The 22,118-nt window shown below is 68.7% G+C and carries 25 protein-coding genes; 18 read left to right on the forward strand and 7 right to left on the reverse strand.

The window, feature by feature from the left end; all coding sequences use genetic code 11:
- Window positions 1-183 precede the first annotated feature (183 nt).
- From pucL to CFP71_RS06570, 4 genes are read right to left on the reverse strand one after another with little or no spacing between them, the layout of a single operon-like run.
- A complete protein-coding gene (pucL, locus tag CFP71_RS06555; RefSeq protein WP_093932933.1) occupies window positions 184-1,062 on the reverse strand; it encodes a factor-independent urate hydroxylase in 879 nt (292 codons plus the stop codon).
- Window positions 1,063-1,068: 6 nt separating this feature from the next.
- The gene (uraH, locus tag CFP71_RS06560; protein WP_093932934.1) at window positions 1,069-1,386 is read right to left on the reverse strand and encodes a hydroxyisourate hydrolase; all 318 of its coding nucleotides are present in this window, start codon (window positions 1,384-1,386) and stop codon (window positions 1,069-1,071) included.
- Window positions 1,383-1,874: a 2-oxo-4-hydroxy-4-carboxy-5-ureidoimidazoline decarboxylase gene (uraD, locus tag CFP71_RS06565; protein WP_093932935.1), complete on the reverse strand. Its 492-nt coding sequence runs from the start codon at window positions 1,872-1,874 to the stop codon at window positions 1,383-1,385. The genes uraH and uraD overlap by 4 nt, the downstream gene beginning before the upstream one ends.
- Before the next feature lie 58 nt (window positions 1,875-1,932).
- Window positions 1,933-2,409: a helix-turn-helix domain-containing protein gene (locus CFP71_RS06570; protein WP_093932936.1), complete on the reverse strand. Its 477-nt coding sequence runs from the start codon at window positions 2,407-2,409 to the stop codon at window positions 1,933-1,935.
- Window positions 2,410-2,513: 104 nt separating this feature from the next.
- On the opposite strand from CFP71_RS06570, the gene allB reads away from it, so the two are divergent.
- Window positions 2,514-3,842, forward strand: a complete 1,329-nt coding sequence (gene allB, locus CFP71_RS06575) for an allantoinase AllB (RefSeq protein ID WP_093932937.1) — start codon at window positions 2,514-2,516, stop codon at window positions 3,840-3,842.
- Between the two features lies 1 nt (window position 3,843).
- Window positions 3,844-4,860 carry an allantoicase gene (alc, locus tag CFP71_RS06580; RefSeq protein ID WP_093932938.1) on the forward strand — a complete coding sequence of 339 codons (1,017 nt, stop codon included), beginning with the start codon at window positions 3,844-3,846 and terminating at the stop codon, window positions 4,858-4,860.
- On the opposite strand, the gene CFP71_RS44035 is transcribed toward alc, so the two are convergent.
- From CFP71_RS44035 to CFP71_RS06590, 3 genes are read right to left on the reverse strand one after another with little or no spacing between them, the layout of a single operon-like run.
- The gene (locus CFP71_RS44035; RefSeq protein ID WP_167406018.1) at window positions 4,851-5,027 is read right to left on the reverse strand and encodes a hypothetical protein; all 177 of its coding nucleotides are present in this window, start codon (window positions 5,025-5,027) and stop codon (window positions 4,851-4,853) included. The genes alc and CFP71_RS44035 overlap by 10 nt on opposite strands.
- A gap of 56 nt (window positions 5,028-5,083) precedes the next feature.
- Complete coding sequence (locus CFP71_RS06585) at window positions 5,084-5,701, reverse strand: (2Fe-2S)-binding protein (RefSeq protein ID WP_093932939.1); 618 nt, start codon at window positions 5,699-5,701, stop codon at window positions 5,084-5,086.
- Window positions 5,701-6,561, reverse strand: coding sequence for a putative RNA methyltransferase (locus CFP71_RS06590; RefSeq protein ID WP_093932940.1), 861 nt, complete (start codon window positions 6,559-6,561; stop codon window positions 5,701-5,703). Before CFP71_RS06590 ends, CFP71_RS06585 begins: the two co-directional genes overlap by 1 nt.
- Before the next feature lie 175 nt (window positions 6,562-6,736).
- Between CFP71_RS06590 and CFP71_RS06595 the strand changes: the two genes are divergently transcribed.
- From CFP71_RS06595 to lepB, 16 genes are all read left to right on the forward strand, one after another.
- Entirely contained in the window at window positions 6,737-8,131 is a 1,395-nt protein-coding gene (locus tag CFP71_RS06595; RefSeq protein ID WP_167406019.1) for an ammonium transporter, read from the forward strand.
- Window positions 8,128-8,466, forward strand: a complete 339-nt coding sequence (locus CFP71_RS06600) for a P-II family nitrogen regulator (RefSeq protein ID WP_020630602.1) — start codon at window positions 8,128-8,130, stop codon at window positions 8,464-8,466. Before CFP71_RS06595 ends, CFP71_RS06600 begins: the two co-directional genes overlap by 4 nt.
- A 9-nt stretch (window positions 8,467-8,475) precedes the next feature.
- Window positions 8,476-10,785 carry a [protein-PII] uridylyltransferase gene (locus CFP71_RS06605; protein WP_093932941.1) on the forward strand — a complete coding sequence of 770 codons (2,310 nt, stop codon included), beginning with the start codon at window positions 8,476-8,478 and terminating at the stop codon, window positions 10,783-10,785.
- Window positions 10,786-10,909: 124 nt separating this feature from the next.
- On the forward strand, window positions 10,910-11,302 hold the full coding sequence (locus CFP71_RS06610; RefSeq protein ID WP_093932989.1) for a hypothetical protein: 393 nt from the start codon (window positions 10,910-10,912) through the stop codon (window positions 11,300-11,302).
- 50 nt (window positions 11,303-11,352) lie between these two features.
- Window positions 11,353-12,222 carry a non-homologous end joining protein Ku gene (ku, locus tag CFP71_RS06615; protein WP_093932942.1) on the forward strand — a complete coding sequence of 290 codons (870 nt, stop codon included), beginning with the start codon at window positions 11,353-11,355 and terminating at the stop codon, window positions 12,220-12,222.
- 261 nt (window positions 12,223-12,483) lie between these two features.
- Complete coding sequence (locus tag CFP71_RS06620) at window positions 12,484-14,073, forward strand: pentapeptide repeat-containing protein (RefSeq protein ID WP_167406020.1); 1,590 nt, start codon at window positions 12,484-12,486, stop codon at window positions 14,071-14,073.
- A 78-nt stretch (window positions 14,074-14,151) separates the two neighbouring features.
- The gene (gene ffh / locus CFP71_RS06625; RefSeq protein ID WP_093932943.1) at window positions 14,152-15,693 is read left to right on the forward strand and encodes a signal recognition particle protein; all 1,542 of its coding nucleotides are present in this window, start codon (window positions 14,152-14,154) and stop codon (window positions 15,691-15,693) included.
- Window positions 15,694-15,696: 3 nt separating this feature from the next.
- Window positions 15,697-16,770 carry an amidohydrolase family protein gene (locus CFP71_RS06630; RefSeq protein WP_093932944.1) on the forward strand — a complete coding sequence of 358 codons (1,074 nt, stop codon included), beginning with the start codon at window positions 15,697-15,699 and terminating at the stop codon, window positions 16,768-16,770.
- A 45-nt stretch (window positions 16,771-16,815) separates the two neighbouring features.
- The gene (locus CFP71_RS06635; RefSeq protein ID WP_093932945.1) at window positions 16,816-17,565 is read left to right on the forward strand and encodes a CPBP family intramembrane glutamic endopeptidase; all 750 of its coding nucleotides are present in this window, start codon (window positions 16,816-16,818) and stop codon (window positions 17,563-17,565) included.
- A 57-nt stretch (window positions 17,566-17,622) separates the two neighbouring features.
- Window positions 17,623-18,429, forward strand: coding sequence for a CPBP family intramembrane glutamic endopeptidase (locus tag CFP71_RS06640; protein ID WP_093932946.1), 807 nt, complete (start codon window positions 17,623-17,625; stop codon window positions 18,427-18,429).
- Between the two features lie 157 nt (window positions 18,430-18,586).
- On the forward strand, window positions 18,587-19,033 hold the full coding sequence (rpsP, locus tag CFP71_RS06645) for a 30S ribosomal protein S16 (RefSeq protein ID WP_005154724.1): 447 nt from the start codon (window positions 18,587-18,589) through the stop codon (window positions 19,031-19,033).
- A complete protein-coding gene (locus tag CFP71_RS06650) occupies window positions 19,030-19,269 on the forward strand; it encodes an RNA-binding protein (RefSeq protein ID WP_003103110.1) in 240 nt (79 codons plus the stop codon). The genes rpsP and CFP71_RS06650 overlap by 4 nt, the downstream gene beginning before the upstream one ends.
- A 15-nt stretch (window positions 19,270-19,284) precedes the next feature.
- Window positions 19,285-19,797: a ribosome maturation factor RimM gene (gene rimM, locus CFP71_RS06655; RefSeq protein WP_093932947.1), complete on the forward strand. Its 513-nt coding sequence runs from the start codon at window positions 19,285-19,287 to the stop codon at window positions 19,795-19,797.
- Window positions 19,797-20,561 (forward strand): tRNA (guanosine(37)-N1)-methyltransferase TrmD, encoded by a 765-nt coding sequence (gene trmD / locus CFP71_RS06660; RefSeq protein WP_093932948.1) that lies wholly within the window; start codon window positions 19,797-19,799, stop codon window positions 20,559-20,561. The genes rimM and trmD overlap by 1 nt, the downstream gene beginning before the upstream one ends.
- 181 nt (window positions 20,562-20,742) lie before the next feature.
- Window positions 20,743-21,111, forward strand: a complete 369-nt coding sequence (rplS, locus tag CFP71_RS06665; protein ID WP_005154717.1) for a 50S ribosomal protein L19 — start codon at window positions 20,743-20,745, stop codon at window positions 21,109-21,111.
- Window positions 21,112-21,142: 31 nt separating this feature from the next.
- Complete coding sequence (gene lepB / locus CFP71_RS06670; RefSeq protein WP_093932949.1) at window positions 21,143-22,072, forward strand: signal peptidase I; 930 nt, start codon at window positions 21,143-21,145, stop codon at window positions 22,070-22,072.
- Window positions 22,073-22,118: the final 46 nt, after the last annotated feature.

The following is a 22,118-nucleotide window of genomic DNA, read 5'->3' on the forward strand; positions in this document are numbered from 1 at the left end:
CGCGCGGGAATCAAGTCGGGGACGTAGCGAAGGCCCCCTGCCCTACCCTCAAGGTAGGGAAGGAGGCCTTCACGGACTTCGGAAGTACAGGATGGCCCCCTGCCTTGCGCTAGGCGCAAGGAAGGGGGCCATCATGTACTGGGGAAGCGGGCAGGAGCGGCGGTGACCACCTCGATCGGAGCCCTAGAAGGCGGCGAGAGTGTGCCAGGCCAGGCCCGGGTCCTCCGCGTCATCGCGGAGGACCACACCCTCGATCAGGCCGTACGGGCGGTCGGCGGCGAAGAAGACCTCGTTGTCGTTCTTCAGCCCGAACGGCGAAAGATCCACCAGGAAGTGGTGCTTGTTCGGCAGTGAGAGCCGGACTTCGGCGACCTCTTCGCGTTCCTTGAGCACAGCCTCTCCCATGGCGTACAGCGTCTGCTGCAGGGAGAGGCTGTGCTTGTCCGCGAAGGTCTCCAGCAGGATCCGCCGGACCTCCGCGTGGCTCGTCGCCCAGTCGATCCCGTCGCCCTGGTAGCGCCAGCGCGCTGTCACGGCGGTCGCGAGGATCCGGTCGTTCGTCTCGGCCAGCGTCGTGTACTCGTCGCGGGGGAAGCCGTGGAACTCCGAACCGGTCGACTTCAGCACGACGAGATCGTCCAGACCGGACACCACCCAGGCCTGACCGTCCTGAACGGTCACCGCGGTCGTCCGCTTTTCGCTGCCCGCCTGGGAGAACGCGTGGTCGTGACCGGAGATGCGGTTCCAGCCGTGTTCGTCGATCAGGATCCGGGCACCGGAGATGTGTTCGAACGAGTCGACGAAATGCCGTCCGAGGCGCAGCGCGAAGTCCTCGATCTCGCCGACCGGGGATTCCTTGGCGAAGGCGTAGACGGTGTTCTTCTGGGTGTCGGTCGCGACGACGTCGGCGTTGTCGCCGGTGAGATGCGTGGCCGCGAGGTCGCCGCGCAGCGACGTCGAAACGGTGAGGTCCTTGAGGTGGTGCACGCTGCCTTCGCGCCGCACGGTGACGAGCCGGACTTCGGCCTTGCCGTACTGGTTGGGGCCCAGGGTGATGGCCACGGGCGATCAGCTCCCTCGATAGGTGGAATAGGCGAACGGGCTCAGCAGCAACGGCACGTGGTGGTGCTCGGTCCCGTCGGCGATGCGAAAGGTCAAGGTGACTTCGGGGAAGAAGGAGTCCGGGCCGAGGTGGGCGCCGGTGTCGAAGACCAGCCGGTACACCCCGGGTTCCAGGGTGTCGGGGCCGAGGTCACGGATCCTGCCGTCGGCGTCGGTCCGCCCGTCGGCGACGGGTTCGCCCGCGCCGGTTTCGAGCCGGACTCCGACGTCCGCCGCCGGCCGTCCCGCGGCGGTGTCGAGGATGTGCGTGGTCACGAGGCTCATGCCGTCACCGCCTTCTCCAGCCGCAGCGCGGCGATCCTGGCCAGCTCTTGGCCGGCCACTTCGAGTTCCTTCTCCGGATCGTTCGAAAGCCTCGAACGCAGGTTCTCCAGCAGTTCGGCACCGCTCCGGCCGCTCGCGCAGACCAGGAAGACATGGCCGAACGTCGCTTCGTACTCGGCGTTGGCCGCGGCGAACTCGCGCGCCGCGTCACCGTCCACACCGGACTGTTCCGAGCGCGACCAGCCCGCTTCGGTGCTTTCGCCGCCCGCTTTCTCCCCGATCCGGGGATGGGCGGCCATGGCGCGCCGGACCTCTTCGGGGCGCAACGGGGTGAGCGCCTCGGACGCGGCGAGCAGGGCGGCGAGGTCGCCGTACGGGCGCCTGGCCAGCAGGGTTTCCACCCAGCGCGGGACGTCCAGGCAGGCTGTCAGCGCCGGCCGGACGTCCTGGGCGGGAGCCTGGTCGAACTCTCGAATGGTGAGCGGCACGGGAACTGACGGTACGGCGACGCTTCCGCCGCCGTCAACATTTTGTTGAATCAGCTCTTCAGTCTTGGTCCCGGTTGAGGTAGTTGTAGACCGTGAACCTCGTGACCCCCAGCGCCTCGGCGACGGTCGACACCGACTTGCGGAGGCCGAAAGCGCCGCGTTCCTTGAGCAGTCGCACCGCGCGCTGCTTGGCCGCGCGGTCGAGGGTGTCGAGCTTGCCGCCGAGTTCGCGCTCGACGTCGCCGATGAGGCGGGCCAGCGCGCTGTGCAGCTCGACGGCGGGCTCGCCCGTGTCGTCGCCGACCTGCCGGAGCTGGAGGGTCACGCGGGTCGCGCCGCCGTTCAGTGCCGCCCTGGCGATGGCGGGGAGCGCGTCGAGCAGGGTGTCGGCGTCGCCGCGGACGAGGGTGCCGAGCGGGCCGAAATCGGCGGACAGGCCCGCGTCTTCCGCGGTGTCACGGGCTTTGACGGCGTGTTCGGGTGGCGGACCCTCGCCGTGGAACGGTTCGCTGGTGAACTCGGCTTCTAACTGCACCAAGCGAAGGTAGCGCCGCCCGGGCTCGTTGACGAGCAGGGTGGCCGGAGTTAATGTCGGAGTGCGAAACCTCGATTCCACCTAGTGGAAGTTGGAGGCTTTAGATGGACCTGGTGATCAAGGCCGCCCGAGCCGTGACGGCCGCCGGAGAGGTACCCGCGACGATCGGTGTCGACGAGGGCCGCATCGTCGCGGTGGAACCCGCCGGAACCGCGCTGGACGGCGAGCGGGTGCTCGAATTCGGCGAAGACGTCGTGGTGCTGCCGGGTCTCGTGGACACGCATGTGCACGTCAACGACCCCGGCCGCACCGAATGGGAGGGTTTCGCTTCGGCGACCCGGGCGGCCGCGGCGGGCGGGGTCACCACGATCGTGGACATGCCGCTGAACAGCCTGCCGCCCACGGTCGACGTCGCGTCGCTGGAGGTGAAGCGCAAGACCGCCGAGGGGCGGGTGCACGTGGACGTCGGGTTCTGGGGTGGCGCGATCCCCGGCAATCTCGCGGATCTTCGCGGCCTGCACGAGGCCGGGGTGTTCGGCTTCAAGTCGTTCCTGCTGCATTCCGGTGTCGACGAGTTCCCGCCGCTGGACGCGCGCGGGCTCGAAGAGGCGATGACCGAACTGCGCACCTTCGACGGGATGATCATCGTGCACGCGGAGGACTCCGACGCGATCGAGCACGCGCCCGATCCGCACGGCGAGAAATACGAGGACTTCCTGCACTCGCGTCCGCGCGGCGCGGAGAACGTGGCGATCGCGCAGGTGATCGAGCTCGCCAGGAAGACCGGCGTCCGCGCGCACATCCTGCACCTGTCGTCTTCGGACGCGCTGCCGATGGTCGAGAGCGCGCGGCGCGACGGTGTCCGGCTGACCGCCGAGACCTGCCCGCACTATCTGAGTTTCACCGCGGAGGAGATCGGGGACGGCGCGACGCAGTTCAAGTGCTGCCCGCCGATCCGCGAGGCCGGGAACCGGGAACTGCTGTGGCAAGGCCTCGCCGACGGTGTCATCGACTGCGTGGTGACCGACCATTCACCGTGCACGCCGGAGCTGAAACGCTTCGACAGCGGCGATTTCGGGCTCGCCTGGGGTGGGATCGCGGGTCTGCAGCTCGGCCTGCCCGCGGTCTGGACCCAGGCGCGGCAGCGCGGTTTCGCACTCACCGACGTCGTCCGCTGGATGGCCGAACACCCGGCCGCGCAGGCGGGGATGCGGCGCAAGGGACACCTCGCGCCGGGCTACGACGCCGACTTCAGCGTGTTCGCGCCCGACGAGGCATTCGTCGTCGACGTCGCGAAATTGAAGCACCGCAACCCGGTCAGCGCCTACCACGGGCGTCCGCTCGCGGGCGTCGTCCGGAGCACGTGGTTGCGAGGCGAGGAGATCACCGGTGACGACCCGGCAGGCGTTCTGCTGACCCGGGGTGACTGCTGAGATGGAGGAGACCGTGAACGACCGTCCTGAATGGACTGCCCTGCCCGACCTGGCCTCGCGGAAATTCGGCGGGACCGTGATGTGGGCGACGGACGAGTTGTTCGCCGAGAAGGAGAACCTGGTCAATCCGTGGGTGCCCGCGCACCGGACGGAGACGTTCGGGCCGAAGGGACAGGTCTACGACGGCTGGGAGACCCGGCGGCACCGTGAGCCCGGCGACGACCAGGCCGTCGTCCGGCTCGGCCTGGCGGGCGCGATCACCGGCGTCGTCGTGGACACGGCGTTCTTCAAGGGGAACTACCCGCCGTTCGTCTCGGTCGAGGCGTGCGCCGCCGAGGGATACCCCAGTGCCGCCGACTTGTCCACAGTGGACTGGGACGTACTGGTGAAGCGCGGCGCGGCCGCGGGGCACACGGAGAACTTCTTCGAGATCGGCGGGAGCAAGCGCTACACGCACGTCCGGCTGACCATGCATCCGGACGGCGGAGTGGCCCGGCTGCGGGTGCACGGCACGCCGATCCCGGACCCGCGCCTGCTCGACCCCGGCTCGCTCGACCTGGCCGCGCTGGAGAACGGCGCGGTGGTCACCGGATGCAGCGACATGTTCTATTCCTCGCCCGGCAACCTGTTCTCACCCGGGCTCGCCGCGCATCAGGCCGAGGGCTGGGAGACAGCGCGGCGGCGCGATGACGGGAACGACTGGGTCACCGTGCGGCTGGCCGGCGCGGGCGTCGTCCGGTTCGCCGAGCTCGACAACAGCAACCTCAAGGGCAACGCGCCGGGCTGGGCGGCCCTGAGCGGGCGGGACGGCGACGGCGAGTGGGCCGAGCTGCTGCCGAAGACGCGGTTGCAGCCGGACACGCGGCACCGGTTCGCGCTCGCCGAGGGACCTGAGGTGACCGAGGTCCGCCTCGACATCTATCCCGACGGCGGGATGGCGCGCCTACGTCTCTTCGGAGCGCTTTCCGAGCGGGGCCGTGCCGACCTCGCTGCGCGTTTCGAGGGTGCTCAGGGCTGAGCCCCGGGCCGGTTCAGGTACGCGGAGAACAGCGACAGGACGATCCCGATCGAGAAGATCGCGGTGAGCCACCAAGCGCCGTCGATGGACAGGTTCCACACCAGGGCACCCGCCATGAGCACTGCCATGACGATGTTCCTGAGCTGCAACGGCGTCGGTTTGGCCATACCGCCACCTTCTCACGCGCCGCCCCCGGCGCTGGTCAGGGGGCGGCGCCGGAGGATCAGCCGAGGGCCGCGCGAAGCCGCCGGTCCCGTTCCTCCGGCGTCTGCCGGGGACAGCTGGCGCATTTCGGATTGCCCGCTTCGTAGATCAAGCAGCAAGAAGCACGGCGTACCACGGTGTTCCGCCCGATCCGGGAGAACCGCGGCTCCGGCATCCCGAGACCGATCGCGGCCACGAGCGGTGCCGCCAGCGAGATCGCGCGTTCGGTGTCGCCGGTCCACAAGAGGCGGTTGCCGATCGAATCCGTCGCGATCGCGCCCAGCGCGCGCGGATTCGCCCCGGTGACGGCCGAGATCGTCCCGATCGCCGTGCCCAGCGTCGCGGCGAACGCCTCGCCGAGTTCGGCCAGGCCGCCGTCGAGGATCCGTGACGAGCGGGCGCCGGTGAAGCGGCCGTCCGGGACGAGGTCGATCGTGACGGCGTCGAGCGACGGGTCCAGGGGCGCGCCGTCGCGCACGAGGGACTCCACCGAGGGGGCGACGAGGACCGAGGACAGCGAGTACCACCAGATGGTGCCGAGCACTTCGGGCCGGGAGCAGCCGTAGAGCTTCGCCGCGCCGCCGACGCGGGCGCTGACCCAGGCGGCGTCGGCGAGCAGGGTCGCGGGCGCCTCCATCAGGGCACCGGCCGGTACAGGGTGACGCTGAACGACGTGGTGACGTCCACCGGACCGGTGATCGCGTCGAGGCGTTCCCGTCGTCCGTCACGGTGGAGGTGATGCGCGCTCGGGCCCATCTCGACGACTTGGCGGACCTGGGCGGGCGACAACTTCACCCGCTGGGTGACTTCGAGCCGGTCCACCCGGCTGAAACGTTCACCGAGGGTCTCCTCCAGCCGTGCGTCCTTGCCGCCGTCGACGGAGATCACCAGGTCGCCCAGCTCCCGCAGATGCCTGGGGTTCGGCGTCGCGACGACCAGCAGCCCGTCCGCGGTCAGGACGCGGTGGAACTGCGGGGCGTTGCGGGGCGCGAAGACGTTGAGGATCAGTGACGCGCTCGAGTCCGCCACCGGCCAGGGTTCCCACAGATTCCACACGGCCGCGCCCGCGCGCGTGTGCGCGCGAGCGGCCCGGCGCAGGGCGACGGCGGAGACGTCGAGCGCCAGTCCGTACGCGGCGGGGACGGCGTCGAGCACGTGCGCGAGGTAGTACCCCGTGCCCGCCCCGGCGTCGATGATCAGCCCGTTCCCGACGTGCTCCGAAGCCACCTTCGCGAGGGCGTCGGCGAGAGGCAGATAGGCGCCCGAAGAGAGCAGGTCGACGCGGGCCGCGACCATCGGCGCGGTGTCCGCCGTGCCGGCCGGGATGCGCGCGTGCAGAAGATTGACGTAACCCTGCTTCGCCACGTCGAACGAGTGGCCCCGCTCGCAACGCACCGTGCGCCCGGCTGACCCGACCGGGTCACCGCAGACCGAGCACAGCAGCGACCGGACGACCTCCGGTGGCAGTGGGTCATTGCCGTGCTCACGCGTGTCCATGGGGATATTCGACCACGACGTTTCGCAACCGGACAGAACGCACCGGGATCCCGGAAACCTGCGCGTAACAACGCCGTACCGACAGTTCACGCGGGTGAAACCTGAATCGCGGCCCGAGGAAACACCCCGGTCCAAGGATTCCTGCGCAGTACACCCCAGGCACGGGAGGAAGATTGTGCTGAACGCAGGAGACACCGCATGGGTGTTGATCAGCGCCGCGCTGGTCATGCTCATGACACCGGGATTGGCGTTCTTCTACGGCGGCATGGTCCGCGCGAAGAGCGTTCTGAACATGTTGATGATGAACTTCATCGCGCTCGCCGTCGTAGGCGTCCTCTGGACTCTGTACGGCTTCACGATGGCTTTCGGCAACGATGTGGGCGGAGGGCTGCTCGGTAACTTCGACTTCGCGGGTCTTTCGACCATTTCCGGCAAGCTCGCCGGCTTCGCGACCGCCGCGACGAGCACCACGCCCGAGGTCGCCTGGCCCGGCGCGGACGGGCTGCCGCTGTTCGCTTTCGTGATGTTCCAGCTGATGTTCGCGATCATCACGCCCGCGCTGATCTCCGGTGCCATCGCCGACCGCGCCAAGTTCTGGGGCTGGACGCTGTTCGTCGCGGTGTGGGTGACCATCGTGTACTTCCCGGTCGCGCACTGGGTGTTCTCGTTCGACGGCTTCATCGGCGCCGATTCGGTCGGCGGCTGGATCGCCAACCAGCTCAAGGCGCTGGACTTCGCGGGCGGTACCGCGGTCCACATCAACGCCGGCGCGGCGGGCCTCGCGCTCGCGATCGTGCTCGGCAAGCGCAAGGGCTGGCCGAAGGGCACCGGGCGCCCGCACAACGTGCCGTTCGTGCTCCTGGGCGCCGCGCTCCTGTGGTTCGGCTGGTACGGCTTCAACGCCGGTTCGGCGCTGGCCGCCAACGACCTCGCCGCCGTCGCGTTCACCAACACCACCGTCGCGACCGCGGCCGCGATCCTCGGCTGGCTGGTCGTCGAGCAGATCAAGGTCGGCAAGCCGACCACCCTCGGCGCCGCCTCCGGTGCCGTCGCGGGTCTCGTCGCGATCACCCCGGCGGCCGGGTTCGTCAGCCCGCTGGGTGCCATCGCGATCGGTCTGATCGCCGGTGCCCTGTGCGCCCTGGCGATCAGCCTCAAGTTCCGCTTCGGTTTCGACGACTCCCTCGACGTCGTCGGCGTCCACCTCGTGGGTGGTCTCGTCGGTACGCTGCTCATCGGCTTCTTCGGCACCACCAGCGTCAACTCGCTCGGCGTCGACGGCCTGTTCTACGGCGGCGGCCTCGGCCAGCTGGGCAAGCAGGCGCTCGCGGCCGCCGTGGTCCTCGGCTACTCGTTCGTGCTCACCTTCGTCATCGGCTGGGTGATCAAGAAGCTCGGCGGGTTCCGCGTCAGCGCGGAGGACGAGGTCAGTGGTATCGATGAGGCCCAGCACGCGGAGAGCGCGTACGACTTCACCGGTTCGGGCGGCGGCCTCGGCCAGCCGACCAGCATCCCGGTCAAGGCGCCCACCGGAAACGCGGCCACGAAACTCGAGGAGAGCAAGGCATGAAGCTGATCACCGCGATCGTCAAGCCGTTCACGCTCGACGACGTCCGCTCCGCGCTGGAACAGCTGGGCGTGCTCGGCATGACGGTCAGCGAGGTGCAGGGCTACGGCAGGCAGAAGGGCCACACCGAGGTCTACCGGGGTGCGGAGTACTCCGTCGACTTCGTGGCGAAGCTGCGGGTCGAGGTCGTCACCGACGATTCCAATGTCGAGAAGGTCCTCGACGCGATCACCACCGCCGCCCACACCGGCAAGATCGGCGACGGCAAGATCTGGGTGACACCGGTCGAGACGGTGATCCGGGTACGCACCGGCGAGCGCGGCTCGGACGCGCTATAGGCGTCAGGGATGGCCGACGGGGGTGAGCTGGTCAAGGCCACCGAGCGATTGCTCGAGGGCAGGCACGGGAGGCTGGGCGCGTCCGCGTTGCGGGCGGCGCTGGTCGACCTCTACGAATTCTGGTTGGGCAAGGGCGCCGCGGCGGCCGGCGTCGACACCGCTGAACCCGGTGTCGCGCTGGCGGCCGTCGGCGGCCTGGGGCGCCGCGAGCTGGTGCCCTTCTCCGACCTCGACCTGCTGTTGCTGCACAACGGCAACAGCGGTGTCGGCGAGATCGCCGACGCGATCTGGTACCCGTTGTGGGACGCCAAGATCGGCCTCGACCACTCGGTCCGAACACCGGGTGAGGCGCTGAAGGTGGCGTCCGAGGATCTGCGGACCGCGATGGGACTGCTCGACATCCGTCACATCGCGGGGGAGGCCGAGATCACGGCCAGACTGGGGGCCGCCGCCCGCGACCAATGGCGGCGGACCGCCCGGAAACGGGTCGGCGAACTGTCGGACTCGGTGCACCAGCGCTGGGCTCGCAGCGGTGAGATCGCGCAGTCCGCCGAGCCGGACCTCAAACACGGCCGAGGCGGGCTTCGCGACTTCGCCGTCTTGGAGGCACTCGCGGCCGCACAGTTGACAGCGAGGCCCGGCGAGGAACTGCTGGCGGCCAAGAGCCTGCTGCTCGACGTCCGGACCGAGTTGCGCCGGGAACTGCGCCGGGAGCGGGACATCCTCAGCGCCCCGGAGGCCGAAACGGTCGCGGGTGAACTCGGCTTCGGCGACAGGTTCACCTTGGCGCGCAAGCTTTCCGGTATCGGACGGACGATCGCGTACGCGGTCGACGTGGCACTCCGGTCCACTGTGGAGCCGCCCAAGGCGCGGTTCGGGCGGCGGCCGGTGCGGACGCCGCTCGACGAAGGTGTCGTGCTGCACGGGAACGAGGTGGCGCTGGCGCGGGACGCGCTGCCTGCCAAGGACCCGGCGCTGCTGCTGCGGGTCGCGGCGGCGTCGGCGCGGATCCGCAAGCCCATCGCGCACGGGACCTTGCGGACGCTCGCCGACACCGCGCCGGAACTGCGCGCGCCCTGGCCCGCCGACGCCCTCAAGGCGCTGGTGGAACTGCTCGGCGCGGGCGAGGGTCTGGTCGACGCGGTCGAGGCGCTCGACCGGACGGGCCTGTGGGCGCGGCTGTTCCCCGAATGGGGTGCGGTGCGGGATCTCCCGCCGAGGTCGCCGGTGCATTCGTGGACCGTCGACAGGCATCTCGTGCGCGCCGCCGTCGAGGCGTCGAAACTGACGACCACCGTTTCGCGGCCGGATCTGCTGCTGATCGGCGCGCTGCTGCACGACATCGGCAAGGGCCGCGACGCGGACCATTCCGAACTCGGCGCGAAGATCAGCGCCCAGGTCGCGGCCCGGCTCGGGCTGTCGAAGGGCGATTCGGCGCTGGTGGCGGCGATGGTCCGGCATCACCTGCTGTTGCCGCACACCGCGACGCGGCGGGACATCAGCGATCCGGCCACGATCCAGCGGGTGACGAAGACCCTCGACGACAACCTGGTCCTCCTGGAACTCCTGCACGCGCTGACGACGGCCGACTCACTGGCCACCGGGCCGGGCGTGTGGACCGACTGGAAGGCCAGGCTGCTCGCCGAACTCGTGTCCGGTTGCGAGGAAGCTTTGCACGGCAAGGGTTTCGTGCCACCGGAGCCGATGGGGGCCGAACAACGGGAACTCGTCGCCGAAGCCGTCGCGTCCGGTCGTGGCGAGGTGCGGATCACCGCGGCGGGCAAGGTCGTGACCGTCGTGCTCGCGGTGCCGGCCCGCGCCGAACTCCTGGCGCCCGCCGCCGGGGTGCTCGCGCTGAACTCACTGGAAGTCCACGCGGCGGTGCTGCGCGGGCACGACGGGGGACGGGCGGGTGTGTTCACGGCGTCGCCGAAGTTCGGCTCGCTGCCCGACGTCACGTTGCTGCGTGAGCAGTTCGCGCGGGCGGTGGCCGGGACGCTGCCGCTCACGCAACGGCTCGCGGCGAAGGAACGGGACTACGGCGAGACTCCCACGGCGAACGCGAAGGTGATCTGGTTCGACGACGAGACCAGCGGGCAGGACACGGTCGTGGTCGAACTGCGGGCCGCGAACCGGATCGGGCTGCTGTACCGGGTCGCGGGCGCACTGCGCCGATGCGAGGCCGAGGTGCGCTGGGCGAAGGTGGCGACCCTCGGTGGCGCCGTCGTCGACTCGTTCGCCGTCGCGCCGCGGACCGGCCGGGTCGACCAGGCGTGGCGGTCCAAGATCGAAGCCGCGCTGCTGGCGGCCGCTTCTTGACGGCCCCGGAGGCGGGAGCAAAGGTCCCTTGCTCCCGCCCCGGGGTGTCGCGCGAAGTGCGGAGGGTGACGGTGGCAGGATGTGCGCGGTCGAAACCCGAAGGATCCGGAGGGGCGGTGAGCGCGTGCTCGGTCACGAGCAGGACTCACCCGGGCCCCAGCGGACCTCGTTGCCGCCGACCGTCGTCGCCTCCCACTTCCGGGCCTGCGCGGACGACCTCGCCGTCTCCTTGACCGCCTCCGGCACCGCCGCGACCGTTCCCGAGCTGCTCAAGGTGGTCCGGCACCTCGTCGCGGGCCAGCAGGCGCTGGCCATCGCGCTCGAAGGCATGGCGGGCCGGGTCGAGGTGGGCGGCGAGGGCGCGTTGTCCACCGCTCCGCTGGTCGACGTCGAGGTCGTCGCGGAAGTACTCCGAGCGGCCGCCACCGCTGTCGACTGTTCGGCCGAAGCGCTCGCCGAATCACGCCCGTCATTCGAATGTGTGAGCGAATCAGTGGCCCCTGACACCCGTTTGTAGCTGTTCCGCCGCTTCGGCGCGTGGATACGCTGACCTGGCGGAGGTGGGCCATGCGCGCGGTGTGGAAAGGCACGATCGGATTCGGGACCTACGCCATCCCGGTGAAGGCGTACAGCGCGACCGAAGAACACAGCGTCCCCCTCCACCAGGTGCACGAGCCGGACGGCGGCAGGATCCGGGTGAAGTGGGTCTGCGAGGTCGACGGCGCCGAGGTGCCCACGACCGAGATCGCCAAGGGGCACCCCGCTCCCAACGGCGACGTCGTCCTGCTGACCGGCGGTGACTTCGCGTCACTGCTCGCGCCGACCACCCAGTCGATGGACGTCGTCGGCTTCACCCCGGCCGAGCAGGTCGACTCGATGTACTTCTCGCGCAGCTACTACCTCGAACCGGAGCCCTCGGGTACGAAGCCGTACGTGCTGCTGAGCGAGGCGTTGCAGCAGTCCGGGCGCATCGCGATCGTGAAGGTGACGCTGCGGCAGCGCGAGACGCTGGGCGCGCTGCGGGTGCGGGACCAGGTGATCCTGCTCGAGACGATGCTGTGGCCCGACGAGATCCGGCGGCCCGACTTCCCGTTCCTCCACGAGGACGTCGACCTGCGGCGCGGGGAGCTGCGGAACGCGGTCTCGCTGATCGAAGACCTCACGCAGGACTTCGACCCCGCGCGGTACACAGATCGCTACCGGGAAGCGCTCGAAGCGCTCATCCAGGCCAAACTGGACGGCGACGACGTCCTCCAGCCGACCGCCGCCGAGCAGGCCGAGGGCGTGACGCGGCTGCTGGCGGCCTTGCAGCGGAGTGCCGTCGAAGCCGACCGTGCCCCGGTCGCGAAGGCCAAGGACGCCGCGGACAAGGCGCGTCAGGCGCGGACGCGGGCGAAGAAGGCTTCGTCGGCCAAAACGCGCGCCGAGACCAGTTGAGTAGTTCTACCCAGGGGTAGTTGGGGGTCTTCACGCTGCCGTGACCCCACGGTGACCGGGCATGGTTATCCCATCGCGCGGAGAGAGCGCGGGGAGCGGAAATCGCCTGGTACTGGGGGTCCGGCGAGACCGAATCCCGCGAAACTCGCCAAGTGTGCTCACGGTCGGCTCGCGGGGAGGCGAGTCTTCCGTAGAGGCTCCGGTACCGGTTTGCGAGGGGCGACCGGTCCCGGAGCCCTGTTTTGCGTTAGAACTGTGGACATGGAAAAGCCGTGGCCAACTTGCATCGTGGAGCAGTGCATCGGCATCCGGATCGGCGCGCACGACCGCTGCCTGGCGCACAGCGAATCCGCGGTCCAAGACGAGTACTTCGCCGGAATCGCGCCGGGTTCGAACGTGGATCTCCGCGGGACGGAACTTTCCGCTTTGCTGATCGACCGCCTTCTATACGTCACACGAATCGATGGTGGACGCTCAGTGTTAGGCGAAGTGGACTTCGCTGAAGTGACCTTGCCGGCAGGCAGGTTTTACCACGTCGATTTCAGTGGTCGTGTCGATTTTGATTCGGCAAGCATTGGTGAGGTCTACTTCATCGGTGCACATTTCGCCGACAGGGTAGATTTCAGGCAGGCGACTTTCGCTCTGGAAGGCATATTTGCGACCGTGAAATTCGGTGGCATGGCCAACTTTCATGAGACATGCTTCAAGGGTGGCGCTATCCTTGATGAGGACACGGTTTTCCTGGATAGTGCTTGGTTTGAGAGTGCAATATTTCTCGACCACTCGTACTTTGGGGGGGTTGGCTTCAACGGTTTCGCCCAGTTCGGTGGAGCAAGGTTTTCCAGTTCTGTTTCGTTTCGGGGCGCAGTCTTCGAAGAATCTGCTCAATTTCAGAATGTTTATTTTGGAGGTCGTTTCGATTTTGCCGAAGTCGTGGTGGCTCAAGAAGCTATTTTCCGCGGTGTTGAATTTGAAAAGGCCGACCTGATGGGGCCAATGTTAGTCGAGAAGTTGACCTTGAAATCCGCTGTCTTTCGGAGAAATATTCGCATCGAAAGTGAGGTGTTGGAGGGCGATGCGCTAGAGGTCGACTGCACGCGAGCGGTATTCGAGGAAGGGGTATCGCTTAGGCTTTCGCGCGCGGAAGTCAAGTTCGACCAGGTGATCCTGCGGAAGCCTTCGACGATCGTCGCGGACACCGCTGCAACTCTGCTCTCCCTGCGGGAAACCGACGTTGCGGACCTCATGCTGACCGACATCTCCCTGTCGGAGTGTCATTTCGCGGGCGCGCATCACCTCGACAAGCTGCGCTTGGAGGGCACCTGCACGTTCGGCTCGTACCGCAATCGCCAGGCCCTCGCCGAGGAACTCGCCTGGCGGAGCGACCGGAACGCGCCGGTCGGCCCCCGCCGCATCGCCGACCTCTACCGCCAGCTCCGCAAGGCGCAGGAAGACAGCAAGAACGAACCCGGAGCCGCCGACTTCTACTACGGCGAGATGGAGATGCGCCGCCACAGCCCCGCGACCCCATGGTCCGAGCGCGTCATCCTCCACCTCTACTGGCTGGTCTCCGGCTACGGCCTTCGCGCGCTAAGAGCCCTCGCGACTCTCGCCGTCCTCATAGCGGTCGTAAGCGTGAGCATGTGGCTGGGCGGCTTCAAGACCACGCCCGTCTTCGGCGACACCTTGATCTACGTCGCCCAGAGCACCGTTTCGCTGGAAACGAAACTGACGTCCCTGCCGAAGGATCTGACGCCGTTCGGCGAGGTGATGCGGCTGGTCATGCGCGTTCTGGGGCCGCTGCTGCTCGGCCTGACGCTGCTGGCCGTCCGCAACCGCGTCAAACGCTGACCTCGGACACCGACTACCCTGGGAAGCCGCCGGTTCGTACCGGCGAGCCACAACGACCCAGCTGGAGCGTGCACACCCGTGTTCGACACCCTCTCCGATCGGCTCACGTCCGCCCTGCAGACCCTGTCTCGCAAGGGCAGGCTCTCCGACGCCGACATCGACGCCACCGCGCGCGAGATCCGTATCGCGCTGCTCGAGGCGGATGTCGCGCTCTCCGTGGTCAAGGACTTCATCGCCCGCATCAAGGAACGCGCCAAGGGCGCCGAGGTGCACGGCGCGCTGAACCCGGCGCAGCAGGTCATCAAGATCGTCAACGAGGAACTCGTCACCATCCTCGGCGGCGAGACCAGGCGGCTCACGTTCGCGAAGAACCCGCCGACGGTCATCATGCTCGCGGGTCTCCAGGGTGCCGGTAAGACGACACTCGCCGGCAAGCTCGCGATGTGGCTGAAGAAGCAGGGCCACGCGCCGATGCTGGTCGCCTGTGACCTCCAGCGCCCCAACGCGGTCACGCAGCTCCAGGTCGTCGGTGAGCGGGCCGGGGTCGCGGTCTTCGCGCCCGAGCCCGGAAACGGTGTCGGCGACCCGGTCGACGTCGCCCGCCGTGCCATCGACGAGGCGAAGCGCGCCCAGCACGACATCGTCCTGGTCGACACCGCCGGTCGTCTCGGTGTCGACGAAGAGCTGATGAAGCAGGCCGCGGACATCCGCGACGCCGTTTCGCCCGACGAGACGCTGTTCGTCGTCGACGCGATGATCGGTCAGGACGCGGTCACCACGGCCGAAGCGTTCCGCGACGGTGTCGGCTTCACCGGCGTCGTGCTCACCAAGCTCGACGGTGACGCCCGCGGTGGTGCCGCGCTTTCGGTCCGCCAGGTCACCGGCCAGCCGATCCTGTTCGCGTCGAACGGCGAGAAGCTCGAGGACTTCGACCTCTTCCACCCGGACCGGATGGCCAGCCGAATCCTCGGCATGGGTGACGTGCTCAGCCTCATCGAGCAGGCCGAGCAGCACTTCGACCAGGAGAAGGCCGAGCAGACCGCGGCCAAGCTCGGCAGCGGCCAGCTCACCCTCGAAGACTTCCTCGAGCAGATGCTCGCGGTCCGCAAGATGGGCCCGATCGGCAACCTGCTCGGCATGCTGCCCGGCGCCGGGCAGATGAAGGACCAGCTCGCGCAGGTCGACGACAAGCAGCTCGACAAGCTGCAGGCGATCATCCGCGGCATGACCCCCGCCGAGCGCGATGATCCGAAGATCATCAACGCCTCCCGCCGGATCCGGATCTCGAAGGGCTCGGGCGTCTCCATCCGCGAGGTCAACGACTTGGTCAACCGGTTCTTCGAGGCGCGCAAGATGATGGCGCAGATGGCGGGCCGCTTCGGCTTCGGCGGCGGAGGCGGCGGCAGCAAGAACCGCAAAGGCAAGAAGGGGAAGAAGGGCAAGGGGCGCGGCCCGACGCAGCCCAAGGTCCGCGGTGGCTTCCCCGGCGGCATGCCGATGCTGCCCCCGGGCGGGATGCCCGGCGGCCCCGGCGGGATGCCCGACCTCTCCCAGCTCGGCGGCATGAACGACGTCCCCGGGTTCGACCCGAAGAAGTTCAAGCTGCCGAAGGACAAGTAGCCCGTGGAGGCGCTGCACCTGGCGGGGGTCGTCCTGCCGGACGGCGAGCACCGTGAGCTGTGGGTCACCGGCGGCCGGATCACCACCGAACCGGTCGCTGGAGCGGAAACCGTCGTCCGTGAAGGCTTTCTCGTACCCGGACTGGTCGACGCGCATTGCCATCCCGGGATCGGCGTCGGCGGTCCGACCACGCTCGAAGAGGCCGCCGCGCAGGCGATCACCGATCGCGACGCCGGGACGCTGCTGATCCGCGACTGCGGGCTGCCGATCGACGTCCGGCCGTTGCAGGAGCGCGCAGACCTGCCGCGGATCATCCGCGCCGGACGGCATCTCGCCCTGCGCAAGCGCTACATCCCCGGTCTGGGCATCGAACTCGAAGACCCTTCCGAGCTGCCGAAGGCGGTCGCCAAACAGGCCCGTGACGGCGACGGCTGGGTCAAGCTCGTCGGCGACTGGATCGACCGCGGCGTCGGCGACCTGGCGCCGCTGTGGCCCGACGACGTCCTCGCCGAGGCCATCGCCGTCGCGCACGCCGAGGGCGCCAAGGTGACGGCGCACGTGTTCGGCCAAGCCGCCTTGCCGGGCCTGATCGGCGCGGGGATCGACTGCCTCGAACACGGCACGGAACTCTCTCCGGACCAGCTGGGCGTCCTCGCCGAACGCGGGGTCGCGCTCGTGCCGACCCTGATCAACATCGAGAACTTCCCCGGCATCGCCGACAAGGCGGGCAAGTACCCGGTCTACGCCGACCACATGCGCGCGCTGCACGCGGGCGTCGGCGAAATGGTCTCGACGGCGATCGAGGCGGGCGTCCGGGTGTACGCCGGAAGCGACGCGGGTGGAATGGTCGAGCACGGCAGGCTCGTCGACGAGATCGAGGCGCTGCACAAGGCAGGCATGTCCGCCGAACAGGCGCTGGCGTCGGCGTCGTGGGCCGCGCGCGAATGGCTCGGCGTGCCGGGGATCGTCGACGGCGCTTCGGCCGACCTGCTCGTCTACCCGTCCGATCCGCGTGAGGATCTCGCGGTGCTGCGGCATCCGAGTCACATCGTGCTGCGTGGCAAGATCTACGCCTGACCCGCCTCCATCCGTGACCGGAGCGGTACCTAGCGTGGAGGCGTGGTGGACGACGGACAAGCTCGCGAGCGCTTGGTGCTCGGAGCGCATTGGGGGTTCGTAGCGTTCTTCGCGGGCATCGCCGGATACCACCTCGTCACGCTCGTCATGAGCTTCTTGCTGTCAGGCCGCTTCGGCGGTTACGACCCGCTCGAACTCCGTGACGTCGGCCCGCTGCTGATCCTCGCGTTCCTGCCGACCCTCGTGCTCGGCCTCGGCCCCGCCATCGGCTCTCGCGTCTGGGGGCAAGGGCTCCGCACGGACTTCGGGCTCAGACCCACCTGGCGCGACGTCCGGATCGGGCTCGCCTGCGGGGCGGCCGCGCTCGCCGCCGGCTACCTCCTCAACCTGCTCCTGCTGGCCGTCTACGGGACCGACGGCGACGACAGGACCTTCTCCGACGTCTCGCCGAGCCCGATCACGGAACTGTCGGGTACCGCCGATGGGGATACGATCTGGCTGGTACTGGCCGCGGTCATCGTCGTCCTCGCCGCTCCGGTCACCGAAGAACTGCTCTTCCGCGGCACGCTCTGGAACGCGATGGGCTTCCACCGCCTGCCATCGTGGGTGATCCTGCTGGTCACCGCGCTGGTGTTCGCCCAGCTGCACGGGGAAGCCGCGCGCACGATCGCGCTGTTCGGCCAGGGCATCGCCATCGGCCTCGCCCGCTATCTTTCCGGCCGGGTGAGCGCGGCCGTCATCGCGCACGCCGCCAACAACCTCCCTCCGGCTGTATTGCTCTTCGCGGCGAGGTGACCGCCGCCGGAGGCGGTTAGAGTCTGTGAGTAACCGAACGATCACCGGAGGATCGGCGTGACCGTATCTCAGCCCAGGGAGCCGATCCCCGAGGCCGCGCCGCCGGACGAAGTCATCGCCGGAGGTGAGGTGGCCGCGCCCGGCACACCACCGCCGCATCGCTGGGGATTCGGGGCCTTCCTGCTGGTGGAGGCCGTCCTGCTGGCGTCGGCGGCGTTCATCAGTGTCCTGCTCGGTGACGTCCAGCCCGGCCAGCCCCTGCCGATGCGCATGGTGCTGCTGGGCACGATGGTGCCGACGATGATCGCGGCCGGTGTCGCGCTGCTGATCACCCGGCTGCGGGGCAACGGCCCGCTCGTCGACCTGCGGATCGGCTGGAGCTGGGCCGACGTCAAGGTCGGCCTCAAACTCGGGGTGCTGGGGCTCGGGTTCACCTCGCTCGCCGCCTGGGCCTGGACGCAGATCGTGGGCAACGAGAACGCGACCTCGGCGATCAGCGCGCTCGTGGAAGACCGGCGGATGTCGGTCTCGGCGGCCGTCGTGATGTTCATCTACCTGTGGCTGGTCGGGCCGATCTGCGAGGAGATCATCTACCGCGGCCTGCTGTGGGGAGCGGTCGAACGGCTGACCTGGCGCACCGAACGCTGGGGGAGGATCGCGGCGTTCCTGGTCTCCACGGCCGTTTTCGCGGCGAGCCACCTCGAACCGCTGCGCACCACGTTGCTGCTGGTGATCGCGATCCCGATCGGACTGGCCAGGGTGTTCACCGGACGGCTGCTCGGCAGCGTGGTCGCCCATCAGGTGAACAACTTCCTCCCGGCCGTGACGATCCTGCTCGCCTCGCTCGGGATAGCCGCGTTCTGACAGTCAGTTGGCGTCTGGCAGAATGTTCGCTTGCCTGCTTTGGCCGGACCCTCTCACCGCGCCCGAGCTCACCCTTCGGGTGTGCGCAGCCGTGTCCCCACGCGGCAGGCGTGCGCCTTCCACATGCATCAGAGAGAACTGAGGAGTACCCACACCCGTGGCCGTCAAGATCAAGCTGCAGCGTCTCGGCAAGATCCGTGCGCCGTACTACCGCATCATCGTCGCCGACGCGCGCACCCGCCGTGATGGCAAGGCCATCGAGACGATCGGCAAGTACCACCCCAAGGAAGAGCCGAGCTTCATCGAGGTCGACACCGAGCGGGCCCAGCACTGGCTGTCCGTCGGCGCCCAGCCGACCGAGCCGGTCCAGCGCATCCTCGAGATCACCGGTGACTGGCAGAAGTTCAAGGGCCTGCCGGGCGCCGAGGGCACCCTGAAGGTCGCCGAGCCGAAGCCGTCGAAGCAGGACCTGTTCAACGCCGCGCTCGCCGCCGCCGGTGACTCGGCCTCCGCCGAGGCCACCACGCCGAAGAAGAAGTCCGCCCCGAAGAAGGCCGAAGCCGACAAGGCCGAAGCCGCCGAGGGTGACAAGGCCGAGGCGTGAGCTTCCTCGCTGACTCCCTCGAGCACCTGGTGCGCGGGATCGTCGACAACCCGGACGAGGTCCGGGTCGAGCTGCTGACCACGCGTCGTGGCCGCACGCTCGAGGTGCACGTGCACCCCGACGATCTCGGCAAGGTGATCGGCCGGGGCGGTCGTACCGCGACCGCCCTGCGCACCGTCATGGGCGGCATCGGTGGCCGCGGCGTCCGTGTGGACGTCGTCGACACCGATCGCTGACCAAGGACCAACGGGATGGACGTCGTAGTCGGCCGGATCGCCAAGGCGCACGGAATCCGCGGGGAACTCGCGGTGGACGTGCGCACGGACTCGCCGGAACAGCGGTTCGCGGTCGGTTCGGCCGTCACGACGAAGCTGCGTGACGGCAGCAGCAGGAACCTCACCATCGCAGCCGCCCGCGAACACAGCGGGCGGCTGCTGGTGCGTTTCGAAGAGGTGCTGACCAGGGACGTCGCGGAAACCCTCCGCGGCGCGCTGCTGATCGCCGACACCTCGACGCTGCCGCCGACCGAAGACCCCGACGAGTTCTACGACCACGAACTCGAAGGCCTGCGGGCCGAACTCACCGACGGCACGGTCGTCGGCAAGGTGCTCGAAATCGTGCACTCACCCGCCGGGGAACTGCTGTCGATCGAGCACGACGGACGCGAGGTGCTGGTGCCGTTCGTGAAGGCGATCGTCCCGGCCGTCGACGTCGCGGGCGGCCGCGTGGTCCTCGACCCGCCGGAAGGCCTGCTGGACGCCTGATGCGCCTCGACGTCGTCACGATCTTCCCCGAATACCTCGACCCGCTCCGCGCCGCGCTGCTCGGCCGCGCGATCGACCGCGGCCTCATCGAGGTCGGCGTGCACGACCTGCGGAACTGGACGCACGACGTCCACCGCGCGGTCGACGACGCGCCGTACGGCGGCGGACCCGGCATGGTGATGAAACCGCAGATCTGGGGCCCCGCCCTGGACGACGTCTGCGGCGAGAACACCCGTCTCGTGGTCCCCACCCCCGCCGGCCGTCCGTTCACGCAGGCCATGGCCCACCAGTACGCCGCCGAGGAACACCTGGTGTTCGCGTGCGGCCGCTACGAAGGCATCGACCAGCGGGTGATCGACGACGCCGCGAAGCGGATGCCCGTCGACGAGGTCTCCATCGGCGACTACGTGCTCGTCGGCGGCGAGGCCGCGGTCCTGGTGATGGTCGAGGCCGTCGTCCGGCTGCTGCCCGGTGTGCTCGGCAACGCCCGCTCCGCCGAAGAGGACTCGTTCTCAGACGGCCTGCTCGAAGGCCCCAGCTACACCCGGCCCGAGGTCTGGCGCGACCTGGCCGTACCGGACGTCCTGCGCTCCGGGAACCACGCGCTGATCGACCGCTGGCGCCGCGACCAGGCGCTGGAACGCACCGTGCGGCGCAGGCCCGAACTGATCGGGCTCCTGCCGGAAGGTAGTCTCGACAAGCACGATCTCAAGGTCCTCGACCGGTTGGGCGAGGACACCGGCCAGGCCGGGTCAACCACCTGAGTGCCGGTCTGCAATACTTGACAGGTTGGCGTGAGCAGACGCGCGAATTTGTACTTCGGACACTGTCCGTCGTAAAACCGCGAGGTCGGCCGGAACGCCATAGCCCCCGGGTAGGTCGCAGTGCCCGACACTGCGCGCCCAAGCTGTACGTAAGCCATACGAAGACGAGGACGGACCACCGATGAACACCCTGGACGCGCTGGACGCGCAGTCACTGCGTTCCGACATCCCGGACTTCCGACCGGGCGACACGCTCAAGGTTCACGTCCGCGTCATCGAGGGCAACCGCGAGCGTAACCAGATCTTCCAGGGCGTCGTGCTGCGTCGCCAGGGCGGCGGCATCCGCGAGACCTTCACGGTCCGCAAGGTGTCGTTCGGCATCGGCGTGGAGCGCACCTTCCCGGTGCACTCGCCGAACATCGCCGAGGTCGAGGTCTTCAAGCGCGGCGACGTCCGCCGCGCGAAGCTGTACTACCTCCGTGAGCTTCGCGGCAAGGCCGCCAAGATCAAGGAACGCCGCGAAAACCGCGAGACGACCTCCGCCAAGTAGGTAGCCACTCGGTTACAGGTAACCTGGCGTCGTGGTCGAACCCGTGTCCCAGAACACCTCCGAAGACGAACCCGATCGCCCCGACGAGGAGCGCCCCACCCGGGCCTCCCGACGGGGCCGATCCGGTTCCAAGAAATTCGGCAAGGTCAACAAGAAGCGGTCGTTCTGGAAGGAACTGCCGATCCTGATCGTCGTCGCGCTCGTGCTGACGATCCTGATCCAGCAGTTCCTCGCCAAGGTCTACATGATCCCCTCGGGATCCATGGAGACCACCCTGCACGGCTGCGCCGGGTGCACGGGCGACCGGATCCTGGTCGACCGGATCACGTACGACTTCACCGATCCCGGCCCGGGTGACGTGGTGGTCTTCAAGGGACCGCCCGCCTGGGCAGGCGAGATCGAGACGCCGGAGTCCAGCAACATCTTCGTCACCGGCTTCCGCGCGCTCGGTTCGCTGATCGGGTTCGCGCCGCCGGACGAGCGCGACTTCGTCAAGCGGATCATCGCGGTCGGCGGTCAGACGGTGCAGTGCTGCGACAACAACCGGGTCGTCGTGGACGGCAAGGCGCTAGACGAGCCGTACATCCACTGGGAAGAGGGCTTGCCGCCCACCCAGAAGACGTTCGACCCGGTCAAGGTGCCCGCCGGATACGTCTGGGTCATGGGCGACAACCGCAACAACTCGAGCGACTCCCGGTTCCAGGGCGGCGGAGGCGTGAACGGCGCCGTCCCGGTCGACAACATCATCGGCAAGGCGCGTGTCATCGTGCTCCCGCCCGGCCGCTGGGGTGGCGTTTCGGATCACAACCCGCAGGCGAACGCGCAGCCGCTGGCGCTCGGAGCGCCGGCCTGGCAGCAGGGGCTTCCCCTGGGCGTCGGCATCGCCGCGGCGTGGCCCGTGGTGTTCCTCGGCAGGCGGATGTCGTCCGGAGTGCGCAAGGCGGTCGACCGGAGGCGGTAAGGCCTTGAGAGTTCCTGTTCCGCTCACACCGGCCGATCCGCTTCGG

Origin of the sequence: Amycolatopsis thailandensis (assembly GCF_002234405.1) — a bacterium.
Classification (GTDB): Bacteria; Actinomycetota; Actinomycetes; order Mycobacteriales; family Pseudonocardiaceae; genus Amycolatopsis; species Amycolatopsis thailandensis.